This is a genomic window from Xanthomonas sp. CFBP 8152, from assembly GCF_014199025.1.
Lineage (GTDB): Bacteria > Pseudomonadota > Gammaproteobacteria > Xanthomonadales > Xanthomonadaceae > Xanthomonas > Xanthomonas arboricola_B.
Genome location: NZ_JACHNO010000001.1, coordinates 1,724,150 through 1,747,619 on the forward strand (window position 1 = coordinate 1,724,150; position 23,470 = coordinate 1,747,619).

At 65.2% G+C, this 23,470-nt stretch carries 23 protein-coding genes, 4 tRNA genes and 1 pseudogene; 24 read left to right on the top strand and 4 right to left on the bottom strand.

Annotated elements, in window-relative coordinates:
* The first annotated feature begins 56 nt into the window (after nucleotides 1-56).
* Complete coding sequence (ugpC, locus tag FHT09_RS07295) at nucleotides 57-1,145, top strand: sn-glycerol-3-phosphate ABC transporter ATP-binding protein UgpC (RefSeq protein ID WP_104604667.1); 1,089 nt, start codon at nucleotides 57-59, stop codon at nucleotides 1,143-1,145.
* Here ugpC and FHT09_RS07300 read toward each other — a convergent pair.
* Nucleotides 1,142-2,032 (bottom strand): folate-binding protein YgfZ, encoded by an 891-nt coding sequence (locus FHT09_RS07300; RefSeq protein WP_104604665.1) that lies wholly within the window; start codon nucleotides 2,030-2,032, stop codon nucleotides 1,142-1,144. The genes ugpC and FHT09_RS07300 overlap by 4 nt on opposite strands.
* Before the next feature lie 39 nt (nucleotides 2,033-2,071).
* On the opposite strand from FHT09_RS07300, the gene FHT09_RS20215 reads away from it, so the two are divergent.
* The 10 genes from FHT09_RS20215 (at nucleotide 2,072) to lolD (ending at nucleotide 8,666) form a co-directional block, all read left to right on the top strand.
* Nucleotides 2,072-2,242, top strand: coding sequence for a DUF1674 domain-containing protein (locus FHT09_RS20215; RefSeq protein WP_258077163.1), 171 nt, complete (start codon nucleotides 2,072-2,074; stop codon nucleotides 2,240-2,242).
* Between the two features lie 56 nt (nucleotides 2,243-2,298).
* Complete coding sequence (sdhC, locus tag FHT09_RS07310; protein ID WP_104604663.1) at nucleotides 2,299-2,691, top strand: succinate dehydrogenase, cytochrome b556 subunit; 393 nt, start codon at nucleotides 2,299-2,301, stop codon at nucleotides 2,689-2,691.
* Nucleotides 2,688-3,074: a succinate dehydrogenase, hydrophobic membrane anchor protein gene (gene sdhD, locus FHT09_RS07315; protein ID WP_104604661.1), complete on the top strand. Its 387-nt coding sequence runs from the start codon at nucleotides 2,688-2,690 to the stop codon at nucleotides 3,072-3,074. The genes sdhC and sdhD overlap by 4 nt, the downstream gene beginning before the upstream one ends.
* 34 nt (nucleotides 3,075-3,108) lie before the next feature.
* Nucleotides 3,109-4,899 carry a succinate dehydrogenase flavoprotein subunit gene (gene sdhA / locus FHT09_RS07320; protein ID WP_104537314.1) on the top strand — a complete coding sequence of 597 codons (1,791 nt, stop codon included), beginning with the start codon at nucleotides 3,109-3,111 and terminating at the stop codon, nucleotides 4,897-4,899.
* A gap of 3 nt (nucleotides 4,900-4,902) precedes the next feature.
* Nucleotides 4,903-5,112 carry a hypothetical protein gene (locus tag FHT09_RS07325; RefSeq protein WP_104604659.1) on the top strand — a complete coding sequence of 70 codons (210 nt, stop codon included), beginning with the start codon at nucleotides 4,903-4,905 and terminating at the stop codon, nucleotides 5,110-5,112.
* Between the two features lie 16 nt (nucleotides 5,113-5,128).
* On the top strand, nucleotides 5,129-5,911 hold the full coding sequence (locus tag FHT09_RS07330) for a succinate dehydrogenase iron-sulfur subunit (protein WP_039521725.1): 783 nt from the start codon (nucleotides 5,129-5,131) through the stop codon (nucleotides 5,909-5,911).
* 111 nt (nucleotides 5,912-6,022) lie between these two features.
* Nucleotides 6,023-6,271, top strand: a complete 249-nt coding sequence (locus tag FHT09_RS07335) for a succinate dehydrogenase assembly factor 2 (RefSeq protein WP_104604657.1) — start codon at nucleotides 6,023-6,025, stop codon at nucleotides 6,269-6,271.
* Nucleotides 6,222-6,674 carry a hypothetical protein gene (locus tag FHT09_RS07340; RefSeq protein ID WP_104604655.1) on the top strand — a complete coding sequence of 151 codons (453 nt, stop codon included), beginning with the start codon at nucleotides 6,222-6,224 and terminating at the stop codon, nucleotides 6,672-6,674. The genes FHT09_RS07335 and FHT09_RS07340 overlap by 50 nt, the downstream gene beginning before the upstream one ends.
* Before the next feature lie 23 nt (nucleotides 6,675-6,697).
* A complete protein-coding gene (locus FHT09_RS07345) occupies nucleotides 6,698-7,939 on the top strand; it encodes a lipoprotein-releasing ABC transporter permease subunit (RefSeq protein ID WP_104604653.1) in 1,242 nt (413 codons plus the stop codon).
* The gene (gene lolD, locus FHT09_RS07350) at nucleotides 7,932-8,666 is read left to right on the top strand and encodes a lipoprotein-releasing ABC transporter ATP-binding protein LolD (RefSeq protein WP_181126274.1); all 735 of its coding nucleotides are present in this window, start codon (nucleotides 7,932-7,934) and stop codon (nucleotides 8,664-8,666) included. Before FHT09_RS07345 ends, lolD begins: the two co-directional genes overlap by 8 nt.
* Before the next feature lie 240 nt (nucleotides 8,667-8,906).
* Here lolD and FHT09_RS07355 read toward each other — a convergent pair whose 3' ends face one another.
* Nucleotides 8,907-9,971, bottom strand: a complete 1,065-nt coding sequence (locus FHT09_RS07355; protein ID WP_104604651.1) for an SDR family oxidoreductase — start codon at nucleotides 9,969-9,971, stop codon at nucleotides 8,907-8,909.
* Between the two features lie 254 nt (nucleotides 9,972-10,225).
* On the opposite strand from FHT09_RS07355, the pseudogene FHT09_RS07360 reads away from it, so the two are divergent.
* From FHT09_RS07360 to FHT09_RS07420, 13 genes and pseudogenes are all read left to right on the top strand, one after another.
* Nucleotides 10,226-12,772: pseudogene (locus tag FHT09_RS07360) on the top strand (DNA internalization-related competence protein ComEC/Rec2); the annotation flags it as partial.
* Nucleotides 12,666-13,328, top strand: coding sequence for a MotA/TolQ/ExbB proton channel family protein (locus tag FHT09_RS07365; RefSeq protein ID WP_104604647.1), 663 nt, complete (start codon nucleotides 12,666-12,668; stop codon nucleotides 13,326-13,328). The pseudogene FHT09_RS07360 and the gene FHT09_RS07365, both read left to right, overlap by 107 nt.
* 3 nt (nucleotides 13,329-13,331) lie before the next feature.
* Complete coding sequence (locus tag FHT09_RS07370) at nucleotides 13,332-13,796, top strand: biopolymer transporter ExbD (RefSeq protein ID WP_104537322.1); 465 nt, start codon at nucleotides 13,332-13,334, stop codon at nucleotides 13,794-13,796.
* Entirely contained in the window at nucleotides 13,793-15,562 is a 1,770-nt protein-coding gene (msbA, locus tag FHT09_RS07375) for a lipid A export permease/ATP-binding protein MsbA (RefSeq protein WP_104604644.1), read from the top strand. The genes FHT09_RS07370 and msbA overlap by 4 nt, the downstream gene beginning before the upstream one ends.
* The gene (gene lpxK, locus FHT09_RS07380) at nucleotides 15,559-16,596 is read left to right on the top strand and encodes a tetraacyldisaccharide 4'-kinase (RefSeq protein ID WP_104604642.1); all 1,038 of its coding nucleotides are present in this window, start codon (nucleotides 15,559-15,561) and stop codon (nucleotides 16,594-16,596) included. The genes msbA and lpxK overlap by 4 nt, the downstream gene beginning before the upstream one ends.
* A gap of 149 nt (nucleotides 16,597-16,745) precedes the next feature.
* Complete coding sequence (gene kdsB, locus FHT09_RS07385) at nucleotides 16,746-17,525, top strand: 3-deoxy-manno-octulosonate cytidylyltransferase (protein WP_104604640.1); 780 nt, start codon at nucleotides 16,746-16,748, stop codon at nucleotides 17,523-17,525.
* On the top strand, nucleotides 17,522-17,986 hold the full coding sequence (locus tag FHT09_RS07390; protein ID WP_104537326.1) for a low molecular weight protein-tyrosine-phosphatase: 465 nt from the start codon (nucleotides 17,522-17,524) through the stop codon (nucleotides 17,984-17,986). Before kdsB ends, FHT09_RS07390 begins: the two co-directional genes overlap by 4 nt.
* A gap of 23 nt (nucleotides 17,987-18,009) precedes the next feature.
* Nucleotides 18,010-19,428: a hypothetical protein gene (locus FHT09_RS07395; protein WP_166774728.1), complete on the top strand. Its 1,419-nt coding sequence runs from the start codon at nucleotides 18,010-18,012 to the stop codon at nucleotides 19,426-19,428.
* On the top strand, nucleotides 19,425-21,281 hold the full coding sequence (gene uvrC / locus FHT09_RS07400; RefSeq protein WP_104537328.1) for an excinuclease ABC subunit UvrC: 1,857 nt from the start codon (nucleotides 19,425-19,427) through the stop codon (nucleotides 21,279-21,281). Before FHT09_RS07395 ends, uvrC begins: the two co-directional genes overlap by 4 nt.
* Entirely contained in the window at nucleotides 21,281-21,913 is a 633-nt protein-coding gene (gene pgsA / locus FHT09_RS07405) for a CDP-diacylglycerol--glycerol-3-phosphate 3-phosphatidyltransferase (RefSeq protein WP_104537329.1), read from the top strand. The genes uvrC and pgsA overlap by 1 nt, the downstream gene beginning before the upstream one ends.
* A gap of 36 nt (nucleotides 21,914-21,949) precedes the next feature.
* Nucleotides 21,950-22,025 (top strand) — tRNA-Gly (locus FHT09_RS07410).
* Nucleotides 22,026-22,093: 68 nt separating this feature from the next.
* Nucleotides 22,094-22,167 (top strand) — tRNA-Cys (locus FHT09_RS07415).
* An 81-nt stretch (nucleotides 22,168-22,248) separates the two neighbouring features.
* A tRNA-Gly gene (locus tag FHT09_RS07420) sits at nucleotides 22,249-22,324 on the top strand.
* A gap of 129 nt (nucleotides 22,325-22,453) precedes the next feature.
* Here the strand turns inward: FHT09_RS07420 and FHT09_RS07425 are convergent.
* The gene (locus tag FHT09_RS07425) at nucleotides 22,454-23,266 is read right to left on the bottom strand and encodes a 4'-phosphopantetheinyl transferase superfamily protein (RefSeq protein WP_258077162.1); all 813 of its coding nucleotides are present in this window, start codon (nucleotides 23,264-23,266) and stop codon (nucleotides 22,454-22,456) included.
* 105 nt (nucleotides 23,267-23,371) lie between these two features.
* Nucleotides 23,372-23,455, bottom strand: a tRNA-Leu gene (locus FHT09_RS07430).
* Nucleotides 23,456-23,470: the final 15 nt, after the last annotated feature.

Below are 23,470 nucleotides of genomic sequence, written 5' to 3' on the forward strand. Positions count from 1 at the left end.
GTCACCGCCGTCGGGAGGGCCGAGGGCAGGGCGCACAACTTACGTTGAGGCCGAAAATGGCGAAAGTGCAGTTGGAAGGTGTCCGCAAGGTCTACGAGAACGGTCAGGTCGCGGTGCAGGGTGCGAGCTTCGAGGTCGCCGATGGCGAGTTGATGGTGCTGGTCGGTCCGTCCGGCTGCGGCAAGTCGACCCTGTTGCGCATGATCGCCGGGCTCGAGGACATCAGCGCCGGCACGCTGAAGATCGGCGAGCGCGTGGTCAACGACGTGGCCCCGAAGGACCGCGACATCGCCATGGTGTTCCAGAGCTATGCGCTCTATCCGCACATGACCGTGGCCGAGAACCTGGCCTTCGGGCTCAAGCTACGCGGCCACCCCAAACAGGTCATCGCCGAGCGGGTCAACAACGCCGCCGAGCTGCTGGGGCTGACCCCGATGCTCGACAAGCTGCCCAAGGCGATGTCCGGCGGCCAGCGTCAGCGTGTGGCGCTGGGAAGGGCGATGGTGCGCGAATCGTCGGTGTTCCTGCTCGACGAGCCGCTGTCCAATCTGGATGCCAAACTGCGCCACAGCGTGCGCACCGAGATCGCGCAGCTGCATCGCAAGCTCGGCACCACGATGATCTACGTCACCCATGATCAGGTCGAGGCGATGACGCTCGGCCAGCGCATCGTGGTACTCAAGGATGGGGTGATCCAGCAGATCGACAGCCCGATGGCGCTGTACGACCGCCCGGCGAATCTGTTCGTGGCCGGATTCCTCGGCAGCCCGGCGATGAACGTGCTGGAGGGGCGCCTGGATGAGCAGGACGGCCTGCATCTGGTGATGGCCGATGGCTGGCGCGTGCCGCTGGGTGCGGCACGGGTGGAGCGCAGCTGGTTCGGGCGCGAGGTGATCGTCGGCGTGCGCCCGGAGCACCTGCAGCCGTCAGGCGATGCCGCGCTGGGCTTTGACGCGCGTGTCGAGGTGATAGAGCCGGTCGGCAATGAGATCTTCCTCAACCTCGACCGCGGCGGCCAGCCGCTGGTGATCCGGGTTGCGCCGCAGGCCTTGCCGGCGGTGGGGGAACCGCTGCGCCTGGCGCTGCGCAGCGAGGCGCTGCACTTCTTCGACCCGGCCAGCGGCGAACGGCTGGCGCTGGCCTAACGCGCCAGTCCCTGCACGAACGCAAGCGGGCGGGCGGCATGCGCGCCCGCCTGCAGCACGGCGTCGGTCTCCAGGGTCAGCTCCAGCGGCAATACCGCCAGCGCAAGATCGCCCGCCACGCTGACCAGCGTGCCGACAGTGGCATCGCCCAGCAGCACGGCCTGGCCCGCGTCGACCGGCGCATCGCTGCCAACCGCATCGACCTGCAGCAATTGCAGCGCACGCTTGGCCTTGCCCAGGAAGTGTGTGCGCGCGACGATCTCCTGGCCCGGGTAGCAGCCCTTCTTGACGCTGAACGCGTGCAGGCGATCCAGCGCCAGCTGCTGTGGTGTCCATTGCTCGCGTTGCGCATCGGGCAGGCGCGCCAGCCCCAGTTGCAGGTCCGTACGGCGCCAGTCGGCATCCATGCGCCGTGATTCGATAGGCGCTGCCAATGCCTGCTCGCCCGCAAGCAGCACCAGCGTGCGCGGCAAGGCATCACTGCCCATGTCCAATTCGATACGCTGCGTTCCGATATCGGCCTGCGCGCCTTGCGCGCGCGCAGGCGCGGCAAGGCCGCCATACGCCGAAAGCGCCGCGACGCCGATCTTGAGCTTGCGCCGGAACACAAAACGGCCGAGTTGGGTTGCGATCTCGGCCGCATTGCCATCGGGCAACAGCATCAGCAGGTGGGTGTCGTCCTCACGTAGGAGTGCGAAGATGGCGATCACGCGCCCCTTTGCCGTCAACCACGCATTCCACTGCCACTGCCCGATCGCCAGCGCCTGTACGTCGTTGGCAAATTGCGCATGCGCGAACGCCACTGCATCCGCCCCGATCAAGCGGACGTATTGCATGTCGTGCAGGGAGCCGAAACCCTGCGGAATGAGATTCAGGTTGTCAGCCACGGAAGGGGAGGACTAAAATCGCAATGTTGTGAGACCACTATGATAGGCCATCCAACCCCCACCCCAGCGCAGGATTCCGAGACGCAGCCTTCTCCTCAGGAGCCTATTCCCGAGAAGCAGCCGCTGCCCAAGGAGATCGGTGGACGCGACGGCCCTGAGCCAACGCGCTACGGCGACTGGGAAAAAAATGGACGCTGCATCGATTTTTGAGCAGCTTTTAGCCACAGCGGTCTAGTGCCGCCCAGCCGAGAAAACGAGCCCAGCGAATGGCGATCCGCGAACGTCCTCTTTCCCCGCATCTCCAGGTGTATCGCTGGCAGATACAAATGGTTACCTCGATCCTGCATCGAGCGACCGGCATCATTTTGTCAGCAGGAGCGCTGGTCATCGCCGCCGCTTTGCTGGTGTTGATGATCGGCCAGGACCACTGGACCTGCCTCACCCAGCAGCTTGGTGCCTGGTATGGTCAGCTTTTCCTGTTCGGCTGGACATGGGCATTTGCCTACCATCTGTCCAACGGTATCCGCCATATCGTGCAGGACTTCGGGTACGGCTTCAGCATTCCCGCCTTCGTGCGTAGTGGCTGGGCCTCGGTGCTGGTCAGCCTGCTGATAACCGCCGCGATCTGGGCCTATGTCGTGATCGGAGCTGGCGCATGAACCGTTACCGTACTCCGCTGAAAAACGTGCGTGGTCTGGGCGCGGCCAAGACCGGTACCGAGCATTTCGTTCTGCAGCGACTGACCGCCACCGCGCTGGTGGTGTTGTCGATCTGGTTCCTGGTCTTCGTCCTGAGCCTGCTCGGTTCGGACTACCCGGCCGCGGTCGCTGCCGTGTCCAAACCCTGGAACGCGATATTGCTGGTCGGCTTCCTGGTGGCGATGTTCTGGCACGCGCAGATCGGTCTGCAAGTCGTGCTCGAGGATTACATCCACAACTCGTTGCTGGCGCTTGCGTTGCAGACCACGGTCAAATTCGTTGCCGCGCTTGGCGCGATCGTCAGCATTTTCGCAGTGGCGCGCATCGCGCTGGGCGGTGCCTGAGTCATCGGGCACCCAGAACAGGAATCCAGATTAGATGTCCGCTTATAAGATCACAGAACACAAGTACGACATGGTCGTGGTGGGCGCAGGCGGCGCTGGCTTGCGCGCCACGTTCGGCTTGGCCCAGAAGGGCTTGCAGACCGTCTGTCTGACCAAGGTCTTCCCGACCCGATCACATACCGTTGCGGCGCAGGGCGGCATTTCGGCCGCGCTCGGCAACATGGGCGAGGACGACTGGCGCTACCACTTCTACGACACCATCAAGGGCTCCGATTGGCTGGGCGACCAGGACGCGATCGAGTACATGTGCCGTGAGGCGATCCCGGCCATCATCGAGCTCGAGCACTACGGCGTGCCGTTTTCGCGCACCGAAGAGGGCAAGATTTATCAGCGCCCGTTCGGCGGCATGACCACCAAGTACGGCGAAGGCCCGTCCGCACAGCGCACCTGTGCGGCGGCCGACCGTACCGGTCATGCGATGCTGCACACGCTGTATCAGCAGTCCCTGGCGCACAACGCGCGCTTCATGATCGAGTACTTTGCGCTCGACCTGATCTTCGACGAGGAAGGCGTGTGCCGCGGCGTGCTGGCGCTGGACATGGCCGATGGCAGCTTGCATCTGTTCCGCGCCCATGGCGTGGTACTGGCCACCGGCGGCTATGGCCGTGCCTACTTCAGTGCCACCTCCGCCCATACCTGTACCGGTGACGGCGGCGGCCTGGTGATGCGTGCCGGCCTTCCGGTGCAGGACATGGAGTTCGTGCAGTTCCATCCCACCGGCATCTACGGTGCCGGCTGCCTGATCACCGAAGGCGTGCGTGGCGAAGGCGGCATCCTGCGCAACAGCAACGGCGAGCGCTTCATGGAGCGCTATGCACCGCATTACAAGGATCTGGCATCGCGCGACGTGGTGTCGCGTTCGATGACCGTGGAGATCCGCGAAGGCCGCGGCGTAGGCGAGCACAAGGATCACATCCTGCTCGACCTGACCCATCTCGGCCCGGAAGTCATCAACGAAAAGCTGCCCGGCATCGCCGAGAGCGCGCACATCTTTGCCGGTGTGGACGTGACCAAGCAGCCGATTCCGGTGTTGCCGACCGTGCACTACAACATGGGCGGCATTCCGACCAACTTCTACGGCGAAGTCGTGCGCAAGCAGGGCGATAACCCGGATGCGGTCGTGCCCGGCCTGTATGCGATCGGCGAAGCCGCCTGCGTATCGGTACACGGTGCCAACCGCCTGGGTTCCAACTCGCTGCTGGATCTGGTGGTGTTCGGCCGTGCGGTGGCAAACCGCTGCGCTGAGACGGTCAAGCCCAACCAGCCGCACAAGACACTGCCGTCCGATGCCTGCGACAAGGCGTTGGGCCTGCTGGACAAGCTGCGTTACGCCAACGGCTCCACACCGACCTCGGTGATTCGCGACAACATGCAGCGCACCATGCAGTCGGACGCGGCCGTGTTCCGCACCAGCAAGACGCTGAAGGAAGGCGTCGACAAGATGGCTGAAATCTTTGCCACCTTCGAAGACGTCAAGGTGTCGGACCGCTCGCTGGTGTGGAATTCGGATCTGATCGAGACCTACGAGTTGAACAACCTGCTGCTCAATGCAGTGGCGACGATCAACTCGGCCGAGCAGCGCCACGAAAGCCGCGGCGCGCATTCGCACGAAGACTTCCCGGACCGCGACGACGTCAACTGGCAGAAGCACACGCTGGTCACCGTCGACGACAAGGGCAAGTGCGCGTTTGAATATCGTCCGGTGCACATGTACACGCTGAGCAAGGACGTGGACGTGGTCCCGCCGAAGCCGCGCGTTTACTGATCGATGCGCATGGATCGAACCGCTTCCGCGTTGTGTCTGCCGGCCGGCCTGTCCGGGTACGGTAGCCATGCACCGCACCAGCCGGATCGCTTCATGACGCAGGGGCAATGCCGGCATGCCGCCGGCCGTTGCGCCACCGCCTCGGCGGTGGCATCCGTCATCTTTACCTTCATGCGCTCGGTGCGGTTGTCGTCCGCACCGCGCATCGCCTGAGCCAACGAGAGCAGCTATGGCAGAGTTCACCCTCCCCAAGAATTCAAAGATCGGCAAGGGCAAGCATTACCCTGCACAGGGCGCCAAGAACAAGCGCACCTTCAAGGTCTACCGCTGGGATCCGGATGGCGAAGCCAACCCGCGTACCGACAGTTATGAGATCGATCTCGACAAGTGCGGCCCGATGGTGTTGGACGCGCTGATCAAGATCAAGAACGAAATCGACCCGACGCTGGCATTCCGTCGCTCCTGCCGCGAGGGCATCTGCGGTTCGTGCGCGATGAACATCGACGGCACCAACACGCTGGCCTGCACCAAGGCGATCGCTGCCTGCGGCAAGGCCGAGGTGCCGATCTACCCGCTGCCGCACATGAGCGTGATCAAGGACCTGGTGCCGGATCTGACGCATTTCTACGCGCAATATGCGTCGATCAAGCCGTGGATCCGCACCCAGACCCCGCCGCCGCCGGATCGCGAGCGGCTGCAGTCGCCGGAAGACCGCCGAAAGCTCGATGGGCTGTACGAGTGCATCCTGTGCGCGTGCTGCTCCACCAGTTGCCCGAGCTACTGGTGGAATGGCGAGCGCTATCTGGGCCCGGCGATCCTGCTGCAGGCGTATCGCTGGATCATCGATTCGCGCGACGAAGACACCGGTGCGCGTCTGGACGACCTGGAAGATCCGTTCAAGCTGTATCGCTGCCACACCATCATGAATTGTGCGCGGACCTGCCCCAAGGGTCTGAATCCGGCGCTGGCGATTGCCGAGATCAAGAAATTGATGATGGCGCGTCGCGCCTGATCGCAAGGCAACACGGACCCGCCTCGGCGGGGAGATGGTTCACAGCGGCACCGGCGCTTGGTCTGGTGCCGCTGTCGTTTTCGGCGCCGGCAAGGCGAGGTGGAGAGGGAGATGGACGAACAAACCCTATTGAAGAAACTGCGCTGGCGCTGCCGGCGCGGCATGCGCGAGCTCGATCAATTGTTTGGGCGCTATCTGGATCGACGCTGGGCTCAGGCTTCCGACTCCGAGCGCGCGGTTTTCCTACAGTTGCTGGATTGCGAAGACGATAAGTTGTGGCGCTGGTTCATGGGATACGAGGCCTGCCCCGATGCCGTCAATGCCGCACTCATCGCCGATATTCGCGCCATGCCGGCTTGAATGGCGGCCCTCGCGCGGGCTTGCTTGCGCGCTGGGCGTGCTGAGCGCGCTCGCGTTGGGGGCACTCTGGCGGAGCGGGGTACCGCCATGGCTGGCGATGCTGTTGTCCGTCTATACGGTGTTGACCGGTGGACGATCGCTGCGCCTGCTGTTGCGCTCGCCAGCACGGGAAGTGATCGTGCCCTGGAGCGAAACGCCCGCCAGCGTTGACGGCGCGCAGGTGCAAGGCCTGCAGGTGGCGTGGCGCGGGCCGATCGCGGTGGTGGCGTGGACCGGCCTGGATGCACGTCGCCAACGCCTGCTTTTCTGGCCGGATACCTTGCCCGCAGCGCAGCGACGTGAACTGCGTCTGGCCGCTCAGGCACACGCCATTTCGTCCCGGCGGCCGCAAGTGGCACCATAGCGTCCCTTTCCTGGTTGAACCGCATGTTCAAACCTATCCCGGTTGCCATCGGCTTGCGCTACCTGCGTGCCAAGCGGCGCAATGGCTTCATCTCGTTTATCTCGATGGCATCGATCCTGGGCATCGCCCTGGGCGTGACCGTGCTGATCACCACGCTGGCGGTGATGAGCGGTTTCCAGAAGGAAATCCGCGACCGTCTGCTGCAGATGGCCGCGCATGCCACGGTCAGTGCGGACGGCGCGCCGATGCGTGACTGGCAGCATGCGGTCGAGGTCGCCATGGCCGATCCGCGCATCGCCGGTGCCGCGCCGTACATCGAAACCGAATCGCTGCTGCAGGGCCCGCGCAAGCAGCCGGCGATCGTGCGCGGCATCATTCCTGCCGAAGAGGGCAAGGTGTCGGTGCTGGCCAAGAAGATGCAGCAGGGGTCGGTCGACAGCCTGACCCCGGGCTCCTACAACATCGTCATCGGCAAGGAGCTGGCGATCTGGCTGGGCGTGGACATGGGCGACAGCATCGTGGTGCTGCTCAGCGATACCCAGGCCACGCCGCTGGGCGCCATGCCGCGGCTCAAACGCTTCACCGTCAGCGGAATCTTCGAGGCGGGCTACAACGAGATCGACCGCGGCCTGGCCGTGGTCAACATGCAGGACCTGGCACGCGTGCTGCGCATGGACGGCGTCACCGGCGTGCGGTTGCGCCTGCACGACATGGATCAGGCCTGGCCGGTGGCACGCGATCTGGCGGTGAAGTTGCATGGCCCGTACCGGGTCAGCGACTGGACCCAGGAGAACGCCAATCTCTACCACTCGTTGAAGATGGAAAAGACCGTGATGGGCATCCTGCTGTCGCTGATCGTGGCGATGGGCGCGTTCAACCTGGTGTCCTCGCAGGTCATGCTGGTCACCGACAAGCAGGCCGATATCGCCATCCTGCGCACCCTGGGCCTGTCGCCCGCGGGGGTGATGCAGGTGTTCATGGTGCAGGGCTCGTTGATCGGCTTCATGGGCACGATCATGGGCGTGATCGGCGGCATCGTGCTGACGCTCAATCTTGAACGCATCCTCGGCGTGATCGAGACGATCTTCAGCGTCAAGCTGCTGCCCGAGGACGTGTATTACATCACCGGCTTGCCGACCGACATGCAGACCCAGGACGTGGTGGTGATCACCGTCGTCGCGTTGGTGATGAGTTTCCTGGCGACCTTGTATCCGGCATGGCGCGCGTCGCGTACCCAGCCGGCGGAGGCGCTGCGTTATGAATGAGATCAGGGAACCGGCCGTGCAAATGCCACACCAAGCAGAGGCGGTGATCCGCGCCGAGGGTCTGGCCAAGACCTACGCCGAAGGCAAGATGCGCACGCCGGTGTTCGACGGTCTGGATCTGACCGTGGCGACCGGCGAAACCGTGGCCATCGTCGGCGCCTCAGGGGCGGGCAAGAGCACGCTGCTGCATCTGCTCGGCGGGTTGGATGTTCCGACCTCCGGGGAGGTGTATGTGGCCGGCCGGCGCATGTCGGCGTTGTCCGATGGCGAGCGCGGCAAGCTGCGCAATCAGGCCCTGGGTTTCGTCTACCAGTTCCATCATCTGCTGCCGGAATTCACCGCGCTGGAAAACGTGATGATGCCGGTGCTGCTGTCCGGAAAAGAGGTGTCCGTGGCGCGGGCGCAGGCCTTGCAGTTGCTGGAATCGGTCGGGCTCGGACATCGCATCGAGCACAAGCCCAGCGAATTGTCCGGCGGCGAGCGCCAGCGTGCGGCGGTGGCGCGTGCGCTAGTGAACAAGCCGGGCTGCGTGCTGGGCGATGAGCCGACCGGGAACCTGGACGACAAGACCGCCGAGACCGTGTTCGAGCTGATGCTGGAACTCAATCGTGCACAGCGCACCAGCCTGGTCCTGGTGACGCACGATCGCAGCCTGGCGCGGCGCCTGGACCGCGTGCTCGAGCTGCATCAGGGCAAGCTGCGCGAATTGGCGCCATCTGCGGTGTGAGAAACGCTGCCTGGCCGTCGGAATTCCTGGCGGCTGGGCGGTGTTGAACCGCGGATCTCAGGTCGAAGATCCTGACGCTGGTTGCGGGTGCATCCGCGTGATGCGTCGACCGACAGTGGCCATACCATGCGCACTCAGCATGCAGTGCCCGCGCGCAGCATCGCGTCGATGTTCGCGGTGACAGGGCTCGCTTGACAGGAAGAACGGTCGCCGCCACGTGTGTGGCGACGACCTAGTGCATCAGGGAATGATGCGCTGCGCGCGCAGACGCGTGAACAATTCCAGGAACGATGCGCGACTGTCGTAGAAATCCGCAAAGCCCAGTTCGCGGCTCTTGGTCATGTCGTTGACGCACTCGATCTCGCGGCCCAGGTCGGCATCGGTGTGCCACCAGGATGCCAATCGATTGACGTCGGTTTCCACCAGGCCATGCTGGTTGGCGATCTCTCTCCATCGTGCCGGCGCGGTCTCGCTCAGGCGTGTCTCCAGCGGCTGCGGCGTCTCGGGGCAGGGCGCAGCGTCGAGCCCGAAGAAGTCGGCAATCTGGCCCCACATCCAGCGCCAGCGGAACACATCGCCGTTGACGGTGTTGAAGGCCTGGTTGCGTGCGGCTGGGCTCAGGCCGGCCCAGGCCAGCTGCTTGCCGAGCAGGCCGGCATCGGTCAGGTCGGTGAGGCTGTTCCACTGCGCCTGCGAGCCGGGAAACACGAACGGCTGGCCGGTGTGCTTGCACAGCGATGCATACACTGCCAGCGTCACGCCCATGTTCATCGCATTGCTGCCATTGGCCATGCCGATCATGGTGTGCGAGCGATGCACGCTCCAGCCGAAGCCGTGCTGCTCGGCGTGCGCGAACAACAGGTCTTCCAGCGTGTAGTAGAAGTTCTCGCCAAGCTGGCGCGGCTCGCTTTCGCGAAACGGCGTTTCCGCCTTGCCGCTACCGTAGTTCTCGAACGCGCCCAGGTAGTGCTTGGTGCCGGTAACCAGCGCCATATGCTGCAGCGGCGCATCGCTCAGCGCTTCGCACAGATGCCGCATCATCGCGCCGTTGGCTTCGACGTTCTCGCGCTCGGTGTCGCGCCGTGTCCAGGTGCAGAAGAACACGTGGGTGATTGGCAGACCACGCAGCGCGGTACTGGTGCTTTCGGCATCCAGCAGATCGGCCGCAAGCGGGAGCACGCCGTCCTGGGGCAGCGGGCGCCGCGCCAGGCCGTAGACGGTCCAGCCATCGGCCACCAGGACATTGGCGAGGTTGTAACCGGAAATGCCGGTCACGCCGACAATCAGTGCAGTGCCTTTACGCATGGCGGAAACCCTTCGACAACAGTAACGAACATAGCCCAACAGGCATGAAATCGAGGCGAATGCATGCGGATGCGGTCGGTGCGCGGTCTGCACACGTCGTCATGCCCAGCGTACTGCACCTCTAGCAGCACCTTTCACCGGCTGGATGCACCACGGCAGGCGCAGCCTTATTCCTACCGGGAAATGCGCCGCTCGCTGCTGTGCCCAATGCCGGCGCTGGTCTAACTTGCGTCGGTGGATGGACCACGGCCAGGATGGCGACCGACAGCATGGATGCGTCAGCACAGGCACCGCCGACGCCGCAGTGCGTATCGACGATGACCGTGGCAGCGGCATTGTTGCTGGGCATCGTGGTGTGCGCGTGGTCGCCTGCGCTGCTGTCGCGTGCGGTCTATGCGGCATGCCTTGGTGCAGCGGCGTTGGGCATCGGCCTCGGCACATGGCTGCGTCCGCGGCGGATCATGCTGGTGTGGGCACTGGCCAGCGCTGTCTTCGGTTTCGGTCTGATGGGCTGGCAGGTCGCCGGCGTCCTGCAGGCACAACTGCGCCCGCAGGATGAAGCGCGAGAACTGACGGTGCGCGGCCAGATTGTCGAACTGCCGGTCGCCGAGCCACGACGCACGCGCTTTCAACTGCGCGTGGACGACGATCCCGCACAGCCTGCCGCAGTGCGCGGCAAGCTGCTGCAGCTGGCCTGGTATGACGACTTCGGTGCCGAGCGCATCGGGCCGCGTGCCGCGCTACGCGCGGGCGCCACCTGGCAGCTGCGGCTCAAGCTGCGCGCGCCGCGCGGCTTGCGCAATCCCGGCGGCTTCGATGCCGAGCGGCAGGCACTGGCGCAGCGCATTGCCGGCACCGGCTATGTGCGGGTGCCGGCCGCGGCGCGTCAGACCGCTGCGGCGCGCGGCGTGGATGCCTGGCGCGAAGGGATGTTGCAGCGCATGGCCGAGCGCGTGCCCGGGCCATCGGCGCCTTACCTGCGCGCGCTCGCGTTGGGCGACACGCGCGGGCTGGACGACGCAGCCTGGGCCACCCTGCGCGCGACCGGGCTCAGTCATCTGATTGCGATCTCGGGATTTCATGTGGGGCTGGTCGCTGCATTCGTCGCCGTGCTGGTCGCCGGACTCTGGCGATCCTGGCCCGCGCTTGGAACGCGGATCCCGCGTATCCACGCGGCGGCAGTCGCCGCCCTGCTCGGTGCGGCAGATTATGCGGTGCTGGCGGGCTTGGCGCTGCCCACCGTGCGCACCGTGCTGATGATTGCCGTGGTCGCATTGGCGCGGGTGCTACGGCGCCGTGCAAGCACCGCGCAGATCCTCGCGCTGGCCTTGTTGGCAGTGCTGCTATGGGATCCGTTGAGCGTGCTGGTGGCGGGCTTCTGGCTCAGCTTTGCCGGGGTGGCCTGGCTGGTGTGGTGTCTGCCTTCGGACGATCGCGCGATCGTGCGGGGCTTCCTGTCCGCCCAGACCGTCGCCACCGTTGGCCTGCTACCGTTGACCGTCAGCCTGTTCGGGCAGGCATCGTTGGTTGGGCCATTGGCCAATCTGGTCGCCATTCCCTGGTGGACCTTTGTGGTGGTGCCGCTCGCCTTGCTGGGTACCGGGCTGGAAGCAGTGCAGCCGGGAGCAGGCGTGTGGGCATGGCGATTGGCGGGATGGTGCTTCGAGCTGACCTGGCCGGGTCTGGTCTGGCTCGGGCAGACATCGGTGGCGCTGTGGTGGGTGCCCGAGTCCGATGCGATCGCGTTGATCGCGGCCTTGCTCGGCGCGTTCTGGTTGCTGCTGCCGCGCGGTACGCCCGGCAAATCCCTGGCGTTGCTGTTGTGGTTGCCGCTGCTGTGGCCGGACCGCGAACTGCCCGCGGCCGGAGAGGCCGACGTGCAGGTGCTGGATGTGGGGCAGGGCCTGGCGGTGCTGGTGCGCACGCAACGGCATACGCTGCTGTTCGATACCGGCCCGGCGGTGCGCGATGGCTTCGATGCCGGCGAGCGGGTGGTGCTGCCGGCCTTGCGCGCGCTCGGGGTGCGCCGCCTGGATGCCATCGTGCTCAGTCATGCCGACGCCGATCATGCCGGCGGCTATGCAGCGGTGCGTGCCGGGTTGCCCGTTGCGATGACGGCGGCGGCGCCGCAGGCGCCGCTGGACGTCAGCACCCGCTGCCGTGGCGGCCAACAGTGGGCATGGGACGGTGTGCACTTTCGCTTCCTGCATCCCGGCGCCGGCTTTCCGTATCTGCGCAATCAATCCAGTTGCGTGCTGCGGATCCAGACGCGATATGGAAGCGCATTGTTGCCGGGCGATATCGATGAGCTCGTCGAGCGCCGCCTGCTGCGGCAACATGCCCCGGAGTTGCGCGCCGATCTGGTGGTAGTCCCGCACCATGGCAGCGCCGACGGCTCGCATGCCGGCTTCATCGTCGCTACCGGCGCGCGGCTGGCGCTGGTGTCCTCCGGCCACGGCAACCGCTTCGGCCACCCGCGTGCCGAGGTGGTGCAGCGCTGGCAGGGTAGTGGCGCCGAGGTGCTGGACACGGCCCAGGCCGGGGCGATCCGGGTTTGGCTGGGCGCCGACGGCCTGCAGGTACGCGAGCGGCGACGCTGGCAGCCACGGCTATGGGATGCTGCAGAACGGCGGCGGTCGGCTGCTATCCTATCGACCAGCGAATAGGCGGCCGCGTTGCCGGAGGAATCGAATCGTGTTGGAGCTGGTCAAGGCAGGCGGTTGGCCGATGGTGCCGTTGCTGTTGCTGGGCGTGATCGCCCTGGCGATCGTGCTGGAGCGTCTGTGGAGCCTGCGCCGCAACGAAGTGACCCCGCCAGGTCTGGGCGAAGAGGTCCGCAACTGGGCGGCGCGCGGCAAACTGGATCCCAGCCATATCGAGTCGCTGCGGCACAATTCGCCGCTGGGCGCCTTGCTGGCCGCTGCGCTGGACGTGCGTGGTCGTCCGCGTGAGTTGATTCGCGAGCGCATTGAGGACACCGGCCGGCATGTGGTGCACCGCATGGAGCGCTATCTGAATGCCTTGGGCACCATCGCCTCGGCCGGGCCGCTGCTGGGACTGCTGGGCACGGTGGTCGGCATGATCCAGATGTTCCTGGGCATCCTCGATCACGGCGTGGGCGATGTGAACCAGCTGGCGGGCGGCATCGGCAAGGCGCTGGTGTGCACGGCCACCGGCATGATCATCGCGGTGCCGGCATTGATGGCGCATCGCTTCTTCAAGGGCCGCATCGCCGGCTACATCATCGAAATGGAGCAGGAAGCCACCTTGTTGCTGGACACGATGGACGGCCGCGTGGTGCCAGCCGTCGCGGCGCCGGTCGCGGCAGCTGGCAAACCTGTCATGGCAAAGGGCTGACGGATGCGCATCGGCAGTGACCGAGGCCAGGACGAGCCGCAGATCGATCTGGTGCCATTGATTGACGTGATCCTTGTCCTCATCATCTTTTTCGTGGTGACCACGACCTTCGACGCACGCTCCACGCTGCAGCTGCAGCTGCCGACCGCCAGCGACCAACACAGCAGCGCGCCGCCACGTTCGTTGAGCGTGCTGGTCAATGCCGATGGGCGTTACTTCATCAACGACCAGGAAGTGCTGCGTTCGGACGTGGACGCGCTCAAGCAGACCATCGCCCAGCTCGCTGGCGACGACCGCGAGCAGACAGTGTTGCTGCGCGCCGATGCGCGTACGCCGTATCAAGCGGTAGTGACCGCGCAGGATGCATTGGGGCAACTCGGCTTCCGCCGGATCGCGATCGCCACAGCGCCTCAAGCCGGGGCGACACCTACGACCGGCCAGACACGCACTAACGGAACCCGCCAGTGACCACCTCCAACGACCGCCCGGCGCCAGTTTCGTCCTGGCGCACGTACCGTCGCCTGCTGGCCTTCGCCAAGCCGTATCGCCTGCTGCTGGCGGCCGCGCTGATTGCCGCGCTGGTCGAAGCGGCGGGCACGACCGGCTTCCTGGCGTTGATGAAGCCGATCACCGACGAAACCTTCATCTACAAGAATGCCGAAGTCAGCCGCTGGCTGCCGGTGCAGATCATCCTGTTGTTCGTCGTGCGCGGAGTCGCCGGCTACATCACCGACATGGCGATGGGCAAATCCGCACGCAGCATCGCGCGCGATCTGCGCGTCAAGGTGATGTCCAAATATCTGCGCCTGCCGGGATCGCGCTTCGACTCCGAACCGGTACCGTCGATGCTGATCCGCCTGGGTTCGGACTCGGACCAGGTGGCGCAGGCGGCGGTGGACGCGGTCAAGGTGATGATCCAGCAGTCCCTGCAGGTGATCGGCGCGCTGGCACTGATGCTGTGGCACAGCTGGCAGGTCACGTTGACCATCCTGGTGCTTGCGCCGGTGCTGGCCTGGGTGATGGACAAGGTGGCGCGGCGCTATCGCCGCATCAGCCACAGCATCCAGGAAAGCGGCGCGCATCTGTTGCAGGCGGCCGACCAGACGCTGTCCAGCCATCAGGAGGTCAAGATCTACGGCGCCCAGCAGACCGAAATGGAGCGCTACGGCGCGCTGGCCGACCGCAATCTGCGGCTGGCGATGAAGGTCGAATCCACGCGTGGCATCTCCACCGCCACGGTGCAGATGATCGGCGCGATCGGTCTGTCGGCGCTGCTGTTCGTGGCCGGTGCCCAGGCGCTGGCCGGGCGGCTGACCGCCGGCGACTTCGTGGTGCTGATGACCTCGATGCTGACCATCATTCCGGGCCTCAAGCAGCTCACCAATGTGCAGAACATGGTGCAGCGCGGCCTGGCCTCGGCCGAGCGCCTGTTCTCGGTGCTGGACAGCCCCGACGAGCCCGATCTGGGCGCGGTGCCGCTGACGCGCGCCAAGGGCCTGATCGAATTCCGCGATGTCACTGCGCGTTATCCGGGCCAGGTGAATCCGGCCCTGGCCGAGGTCAGTTTCGTGGCGCAACCGGGCACGGTGACCGCCATCGTCGGGCGCTCCGGCAGCGGCAAGTCCAGCCTGATCAAGTTGATTCCGCGCTTCTACGAAGCGGAAGCCGGGCAGATCCTGCTCGACGGACATCCGGTGCAGGCGTACGCGCTGGCCGATCTGCGTCGGCAGATCGCGCTGGTCGGCCAGCAGGTGATGCTGTTCGACGGCAGCATTGCCGACAACGTCGCCTACGGCGAAATGCGCACTGCCGACGCCGGCCAGCTGGAACGCGCCATCCTGGGCGCCAACGCGATGGAGTTCGTTGCGCAATTGCCCGACGGCCTGCAGTCGCATGTGGGCACCAAGGGGGGGCGCCTGTCCGGTGGCCAGCGCCAGCGTCTGGCGATCGCGCGCGCGATGCTCAAGGACGCGCCGATCCTGATCCTGGACGAAGCCACCGCAGCGTTGGACAACGAATCCGAACGCCTGGTGCAGGACGCCTTGCACAAATTGATGCCGGACCGTACCACGCTGGTGATCGCGCACCGCCTGTCCACCATCGAGCATGCCGACCAGGTGCTGGTGATGGATCAGGGCCGTATCGTCGAGCGCGGCACGCATCATCAATTGCTGGAGCAGGGCGGCTTGTACTCGCACCTGCACGGCATGCAGTTTCGCGAACGTCAGGCATGAGCAAGCGCGGCACCCGCACGCCGGGTTACTGGTACGACAATGCACCGATCCCGCTGTCGGCGCGCCTGCTGGCGCCGGTCTACGGCGCTGCCATCGCGCTGCGACGCGCCCTGTATCGCCGCGGCTGGCGCAAGCGTCACGGCGTGCCGGTGCCGGTGATCGTGGTGGGCAACGTCACTGCCGGCGGCACCGGCAAGACGCCGTTGACGATTGCCCTGGTCGCCAAGTTGCAGGAGGCCGGTTGGACGCCCGGCGTCGCCAGTCGCGGGTATGGCCGTGACGAATCAGGCACGGCACGCTGGGTCGAGGCGGACACGCCGGTCGCGCTCGGCGGCGACGAGCCGGTCCTGATCGCCTGGAAGACCGGCGCACGCGTGCGCGTGGACAGCGATCGCCTGGCCGCGGCGCGCGCCCTGGTCGAAGCGGGCTGCGACATCGTCATTTGCGACGACGGGCTGCAGCACTACCGGCTGGCCCGCGATGTCGAGATCGAAGTCGTCGATGGCCAGCGCCGCTACGGCAACGGGCGCCTGTTGCCTGCCGGGCCGCTGCGTGAACCAGCGGCGCGTGCACGCGACTGCGATTTCCGCGTGGTCAATCTGGGCCAGGCCAGCGCAGCAGCGACGCCATCCGGGCCCTATGACGCCGGATTCGGTGAATGGCAGATGCGCCTGAGCATCGACAGCGTGCAGCCGATGGATGGCAAGCGCGCTCAACCATTGAGCAGGCTTGCCGGTCAACGCGTGCATGCGGTGGCCGGGATCGCGCACCCGGAACGCTTCTTCGCGATGCTGCGCGCGCGCGGCATCGGCGTGGTGCCGCATGCGTTCCCCGATCACCACGTCTATCGCGCGGCGGATTTCAGTTTCGGCAGCCGCCTGCCGGTGCTGATGACGGAAAAAGACGCGGTGAAGTGCCGGCCGTTCGCCGACGAGTGGCTGTACAGCGTGCCGCTCAAGGCAGAGTTGCCGGCGGCGTTCTGGGTGAGTTTGCTGGATCGACTGGAGAAGTTGGCGAGCCGGCAGGGCGTTTGAACGCTGCGCCGGTAGTGGTGATCTGCGGCCTGGTTGCAGGGTCCTTGCCCACCCACCGTCGCGGGACCTTTCGCTTAATCACACAACGACATCATGCGATTCGGTTATCTCGTTTTTTCAACTCTTCCTGCTTTCCAGAGCGCGCACGCATGACCACCACAACGCCTGCAGATTTCGTCGTCGCCATTCCTGCGCGTTACGCCTCCACGCGCTTGCCGGGCAAGCCGCTGCAACTGATCGGCGATCGCCCGATGATTCAGCATGTCGCTGAGCGGGCGCTGCTGGCCGGTGCGCGCGAGGTCTGGGTGGCCACCGACGATGCGCGCATTGCCGAGGTGATCGGAGGCGTGTCCGGCGTGCATGTGGCGACGACCAGCGACGAACACATATCGGGGACCGATCGGCTTGCCGAATGCGCACGGATCGCCGGCTGGGAGGCCGACACCTGCGTGGTGAACCTGCAGGGCGACGAGCCGTTCGCGCCTGCAGCCGGTATCCGTGCGGTGGCCGAACTGCTGCTGCACTCCGGCGCCGAAATGGCCACGCTGGCCGCGCAGGTCGACAGCGCGCACGAGCTGTTCGATCCGAATGTGGTCAAGCTGGTGCGTAGCGCAGGTGGCGACGCCTTGTATTTCAGCCGCGCGCCGATTCCCTGGCATCGCGACAGCTTTGCCAGTCAGCGCGACAGCTTGCCCGGTGATGGGCAATGGTTGCGCCATATCGGAATCTACGCCTACCGCGCAGGGTTTTTGCAGCGCTTTGCGGCAATGCCGTCCGGCATGCTGGAGCGTATCGAGTCGCTGGAGCAATTGCGCGTGATGGAGGCCGGCTACCGCATCGCGGTAGCGTTGACGCCCGAACACTTCCCGCCGGGCATCGATACGCCGGACGATCTGGCGCGCGCGCAAACGCGCGCGGCAGCGGCATGAGGGTACTGATCGTGTGCCTGGGCAATATTTGCCGCTCGCCGATGGGCGAGGGCGCCTTGCGTGCGCGGCTGGACGCGGCACGGTTGTCGCGCCGGATCGAGGTCGATTCGGCCGGCACCGGCGACTGGCATGCCGGCGATCCACCCGATCCGCGCGCAATTGGCTGTGCAAACGGCCATGGCGTTGACATCTCCGGATTGCGCGCTCGCCAGGTGCGTGCCGCAGACGTCGAACACTTCGACTGGCTGCTATGCGCCGATGCCAGCAATCTGCGCGATCTGCAACGCCTCGCCCCGGCGCCGCTGCGCGACCGGATCGCGCTGTGGCTGCCCTGGGCGGGGGTGGAAGAGCGCGACGACATCCCCGACCCTTATAGCGGGGGCATGGACGATTTCGAGAGGGCCTGGCAGCTGGTCGATACCGCTGCGCGCCAGACCGTGGCCAGACTCACCCGCGGCTAATCGGGCTTGGGCATAATTACGCCATGACTGCCCAGCTCACCCAGGAATTGCCGGAATTTCCTACCTGGCTCAATGCCAGGCCTTCCACCCTGCAGGAGCATCGCGGGCGGGCGCTGGTGCTGGCATTCGTCAACGCCAGCTCGGTGTGGTGCGCCGAGCGCCTGGCCGAGCTGGCGCATTGGCAGGCACGCAGCCCCGGCCGGCTGCAGGTGATCGTGGTGCAGGTGCCGCGCTTTGACAGCGAACGCGAGCCGCAACGTGCGCTCAAGCAGCTCCGCGGTCATGGTGTCAGTGCGCCCATTTTGCTCGACAGGGATTGGGAGAGCTGGCGTCGTTTCGGCGTCGAATCCTGGCCCACGCTGGTGCTGCTCGATGCCTATGGCCGTGAACGTCAGCGTCTGGTCGGGGTGACCGGCGATCTCGACAAGGCGCTGGTCGCACTGTGCGAAGGCCAGCAGCCGCCATCGGATGCCGATCTCCAGGCGGTGGTCGAGCGCGATCCCGAGCCGCGCCTGGAACTACGGTTTCCAACCGGTCTTGCCGCCACCGAGGACCGTCTGTACATCGCCGACACCGGACATCACCGCGTGCTCGAATGCACGCATGGCGGCCGCGTGCTGCGCCAGTTCGGCCATGGCAACGCGGACTTCATCGATGGTGGCGTCGGTGAAGCGGCGTTCCGCCGCCCGCAAGGCCTGGCGCTGGAGCGCGACCAGCTGTATGTCGCCGACACCGGCAATCATGCCCTGCGCCGCATCAACCTGCGCAGCGGGCAGGTCGATACCTTGTGCGGCACCGGTCGTTCCGGCGAGCCGGTCGAGGGGTCGCTGGCATTCGCCGGCGCCTCGGCGTTGAACTACCCGCAAGGCCTGGCCGTTGCCGACAATCAGGTGTTGATCGCCATGGCAGGCGACAACCGCATCTGGAGCTATCACCTGGGCAGCGCCGCACTGAGCGCGCTCGCCGGTACCGGCGCGCTCGAGATTCGCGACGGCAGCGGGCATCTGGCCGCGTTCGCGCAGCCGGCCGGATTGGCAGCGGTGCAGCAGGTGGCCTACATCTGCGATGGCCTGGGCTCGTCGATCCGCACCATGCAATTGCGCGGCGATCTGGTACAGACCCTGGTCGGCGGCCAGGGCACCTGGCAGTTCGGCGACGAGGACGGCCCGCGCGGCACTGCGCGCCTGCAGTTTCCGCAAGCCATCGCGCTGGCTGCCGAGTCGCCGGTGCTGTGGATTGCCGACACCGGCAACGGCCGCCTGCGCTGCCTGCGTCTGGGCGGCGGCGAACTGACCACGGTCGCGCTGCCACGTCGCCTGCATGGCCCGGCCGGGCTGGCGGTCGCCGCCGGTGCGGTGTGGATTGCCGAGACCGATGCCCATGCCGTGCTGCGCTATGACCTGGCGAGCGGCGAACTGCGCGATGTTTCGATAGAAGCATGAACGCAAGGCTCCAATCCGATTTCGATGGAAAGGCGTTTGCTGCGCAATTGAGCACCGCGCCCGGCGTCTACCGCATGTACGCGGGCGACGACACCCTGCTGTATGTCGGCAAGGCCGGTGCGCTGCGCAAGCGCGTGGGCAGCTATTTCAACGGCACACCGAAGAATGCGCGTCTGACCTCGATGCTGTCGCAAGTCGCGCGGATGGACGTCACCGTGACCCGCAGCGAAGCCGAAGCGCTGCTGCTGGAAAACCAGCTGATCAAGTCGCTGTCGCCGCGCTACAACGTGTCGCTGCGCGACGACAAGAGTTATCCCTACGTGCTGCTGACGCGCGAGCAGTGGCCGCGCATCGCCTTGCACCGTGGTCCGCGCGCCGTGCAGGGGCGCTACTTCGGCCCGTACACCGGCGTTACCGGCGTGCGCGAAACGCTGAGCCTGATGCACAAGCTGTTCAAGCTGCGCAGTTGCGAAGACAGCGTGTTCCGCAACCGCTCGCGGCCGTGCCTGCAGTACCAGATCGGCCGCTGCAGCGCGCCCTGCGTGGAGCTGGTCGCCGCGCCCGACTACGCCGAATCGGTACGCCGCGCCACCATGTTTCTGGAAGGCAAGAGCGACCAGCTCGGCGAAGAGATCATGCAGTCGATGCAGCAGGCCAGCGAGGCGCTGGAATTCGAGCGTGCCGCACGCCTGCGCGATCTGCTGTCCTCGCTGCGCAGCATGCAGAACCGCCAGTACGTGGACGGCCGCGCGGCGGATCTGGACGTGCTGGCCTGCGCCACGCAAGCCAGTCAGGCCTGTGTGCTGCTGCTGAGTTTCCGCGACGGCCGCAACCTGGGCACGCGCTCGTTCTTTCCCAAGACCAATGGCGAAGACAGCGCTGCCGAAATCCTGGCTGCGTTCGTGTCGCAGTACTACGCAGAACATTCGCCGCCGCGCGAGATCCTGCTCGATCGGGAAATTCCCGATGCCGAGCTGATTGAAGCCGCACTCGGCACCGCCGCCGAATACAAGGTGACGTTGAAGTGGAACGTGCGCGGCGAGCGTGCCGGCTATCTGCTGCTGGCGACCCGCAATGCACAGCTGACCCTGGTCACCGAACTCACCAGCCAGAGCGCGCAGCACGCACGCAGCGAGGCATTGCGCGAGATGCTAGGGCTGGCAGAGCAGGTCAGGCGGGTGGAGTGCTTCGACATCAGCCACACCATGGGCGAGGCGACGGTGGCCTCGTGCGTGGTGTTCGATGCCAACGGGCCGGTGCGCGGCCAATACCGACGCTTCAATATTTCCGGGATCACGCCGGGAGACGACTACGCTGCGATGCGCCAGGCCATCGAACGACGTTTTCGACGCGCGGTGGAAGAAAACGGCGTGCTGCCGGATGTGCTGCTGATCGACGGCGGCGCCGGTCAGCTGGCCCAGGCAAAGGGCGCGCTAGCAGATCTGGGCATCGAGAATGTGCTGCTGGTCGGCGTGGCCAAGGGCGAGGAGCGCAGGGCAGGGCACGAGGCGCTGATCATGGCCGACGGCCGCGAACTGCGCCCGGGCGCGGCATCGCCGGCACTGCAGTTCATCCAGCAGGTGCGCGACGAAGCGCACCGCTTTGCGATCACCGGTCACCGCGGGCGCCGCCAGAAGGCGCGCATGACCAGCAAGCTCGAGGATATCCCCGGCATCGGCCCGCGCCGACGCGCGAGCCTGCTCAAGCATTTCGGTGGCCTGGTCGGGCTCAAGGCCGCCGGCGAGGCCGAGATTGCGCGGGTGGAGGGCGTCAATGCCGCACTTGCCGCGCGAATCTACGCTAACCTGCACGGGCTGGCGCTTCCCGATGCGGCAGGCGAGTCGAGTCCGTAATGAAGTTGACCATCCCCACGTGGCTGACACTGCTGAGGATCGTGATGATCCCGGTGTTGGTCGTGGTGTTCTACCTGCCGTACACCTGGACCAATTTCGCCTCCGCCGGTGTGTTCGCGCTGGCCGCCATTACCGACTGGCTGGACGGCTGGGTCGCGCGGCGTTATCACCAGTATTCGGCCTTCGGCGCATTCCTGGACCCGGTGGCCGACAAGTTGATGGTTGCAGTGGCATTGTTCCTGATCGTACAGGGCCACCCCACACCGTGGATGGCGTTCTGGGCGGCGGTCATCGTCGGCCGCGAAATCGCAGTGTCGGCGTTGCGGGAATGGATGGCCGAAATCGGCCAGCGTGCCAAGGTACGGGTGGCGGTGATCGGCAAGGTCAAGACCACCGCACAGATGGTCGCGCTGCTCTGCCTGCTGTATTCGGTGACGCCGGGGCAGATGCCCACACACCAAATCTGGTTCGGCAACCTGATCTTCCGCGCCGGTTACTGGACGCTGGCGATCGCCGCATTGCTGACGCTGTGGTCCGGATTCCAGTACCTGCAGGCCGCCTGGCCGAGCCTGCGCGCCGACGAAAAAGCCGCGATCACCAGCAAACCGAAAAAAGTCGAAAGCAATAGTTGACAGCGATGCTGTTCGCTGTAGAATTTCGCCTCCCAAGCGGGAATAGCTCAGTTGGTAGAGCGCAACCTTGCCAAGGTTGAGGTCGCGAGTTCGAGTCTCGTTTCCCGCTCCAGATGTAGACAAGGCCCCTTGCCGGAGGTCTCGTTGTTTCCAGGCAGGATGCCTTGGGTTTGATGTTTCGGCCTGGTGGTAGAGTGGTTATGCAGCGGACTGCAAATCCGCGTACGCCGGTTCAATTCCGGCCCAGGCCTCCACATTGCATGCGTTGTTTGATGCGTCGGCAACGACGACAGGACTGGCGCAACGAAGTAACAAGCTGTACAATTTTGCTCCACGCGGGAATAGCTCAGTTGGTAGAGCGCAACCTTGCCAAGGTTGAGGTCGCGAGTTCGAGTCTCGTTTCCCGCTCCAAATCAGAACAACGGAATCCAAAAAAATTCGGTTATTCACTTACAAGGGCCTAACGGCCCTTTTTTGTTGCGTCAGATTTGGAGGCCTACTCTGTTTACGTACTAGTGACTCAAGGCTGTGCGGCACGAATCACCAGACGCGCCAGGTGATCACCGTCTGCGGATCAACGAAACCAAAACCGATATCGCATATAGATCCGCTCGGCAGATCCGGGCATAGCTGCTCGCTGAGCCGAAGACGAACCACACCGATAGAGGGATCCATCGCCACCAAGTACGCGCTCGAGAAATCGAAGTAGCGGCCTACTGCCAAAAAACTTGCCTTGAACAAACTTTCCTTGGCAGAGAATGCAATTGTCAGCAACATCTCCAGTGACCAATCGGTGGACGCGCAGATTGAATGCAACAGCGTTAGCTCCGAGCCGTCCACAACAATGCTCAACAACGCTTCACACGCATCAGTGCTGACCACGTGCTCCAGATCGATGCCGATACCGCGCCATCTGCCGAGTGGCTCAACGGCCGCCGCTGCCAGGCGATGGGTATGCGAGATGCTGCCGATCACCTGTGCCGGCCATATCGGTTCACGCGAGCTGCCAGTAGCGATTTCGGTATGCGTGCTGATGCTGACCAGTGCCTGATGTTGCAGAGCCTGTCGCGCAGCCAGTCGACCAAAGAAATACTCGGCTTGGCGTTTGCGAACGCTGCGGGTAATCGTGTCAGGACAGACGATGTTGCAGGTGTCGAAGGCCTGGAGCGAAAACTGCTCAAGTTCGAACGCCAGGACCTGCACGGCCACTGTGCCGCCGTCCGTGCAGGGCAGGGAGTACTGCCAACGCGTACGTAACGCTTCTATCGCGTCGAGGTCTGGATTACCAGGTGGAGACGCGTTCTTGTTCAGTAGAGCCGGCTGCATGCCATCGTTGGGCTGATCGCTTTGCATGCTAGACACTGACGTCCTCAACTTTCCGGGCCAGCTGCTGAATTACATCAACCAACACGTCGGCGCCAGTGGCGTGTGTGAACTCGCACGGATCAAATCAGAACGTGCCCGGGGCGGGAATCGAACCCGCATAGCCTTGCAGCTGAGGGATTTTAAGTCCCTTGCGTCTACCAGTTTCGCCACCCGGGCATTGCGATAGCGTGC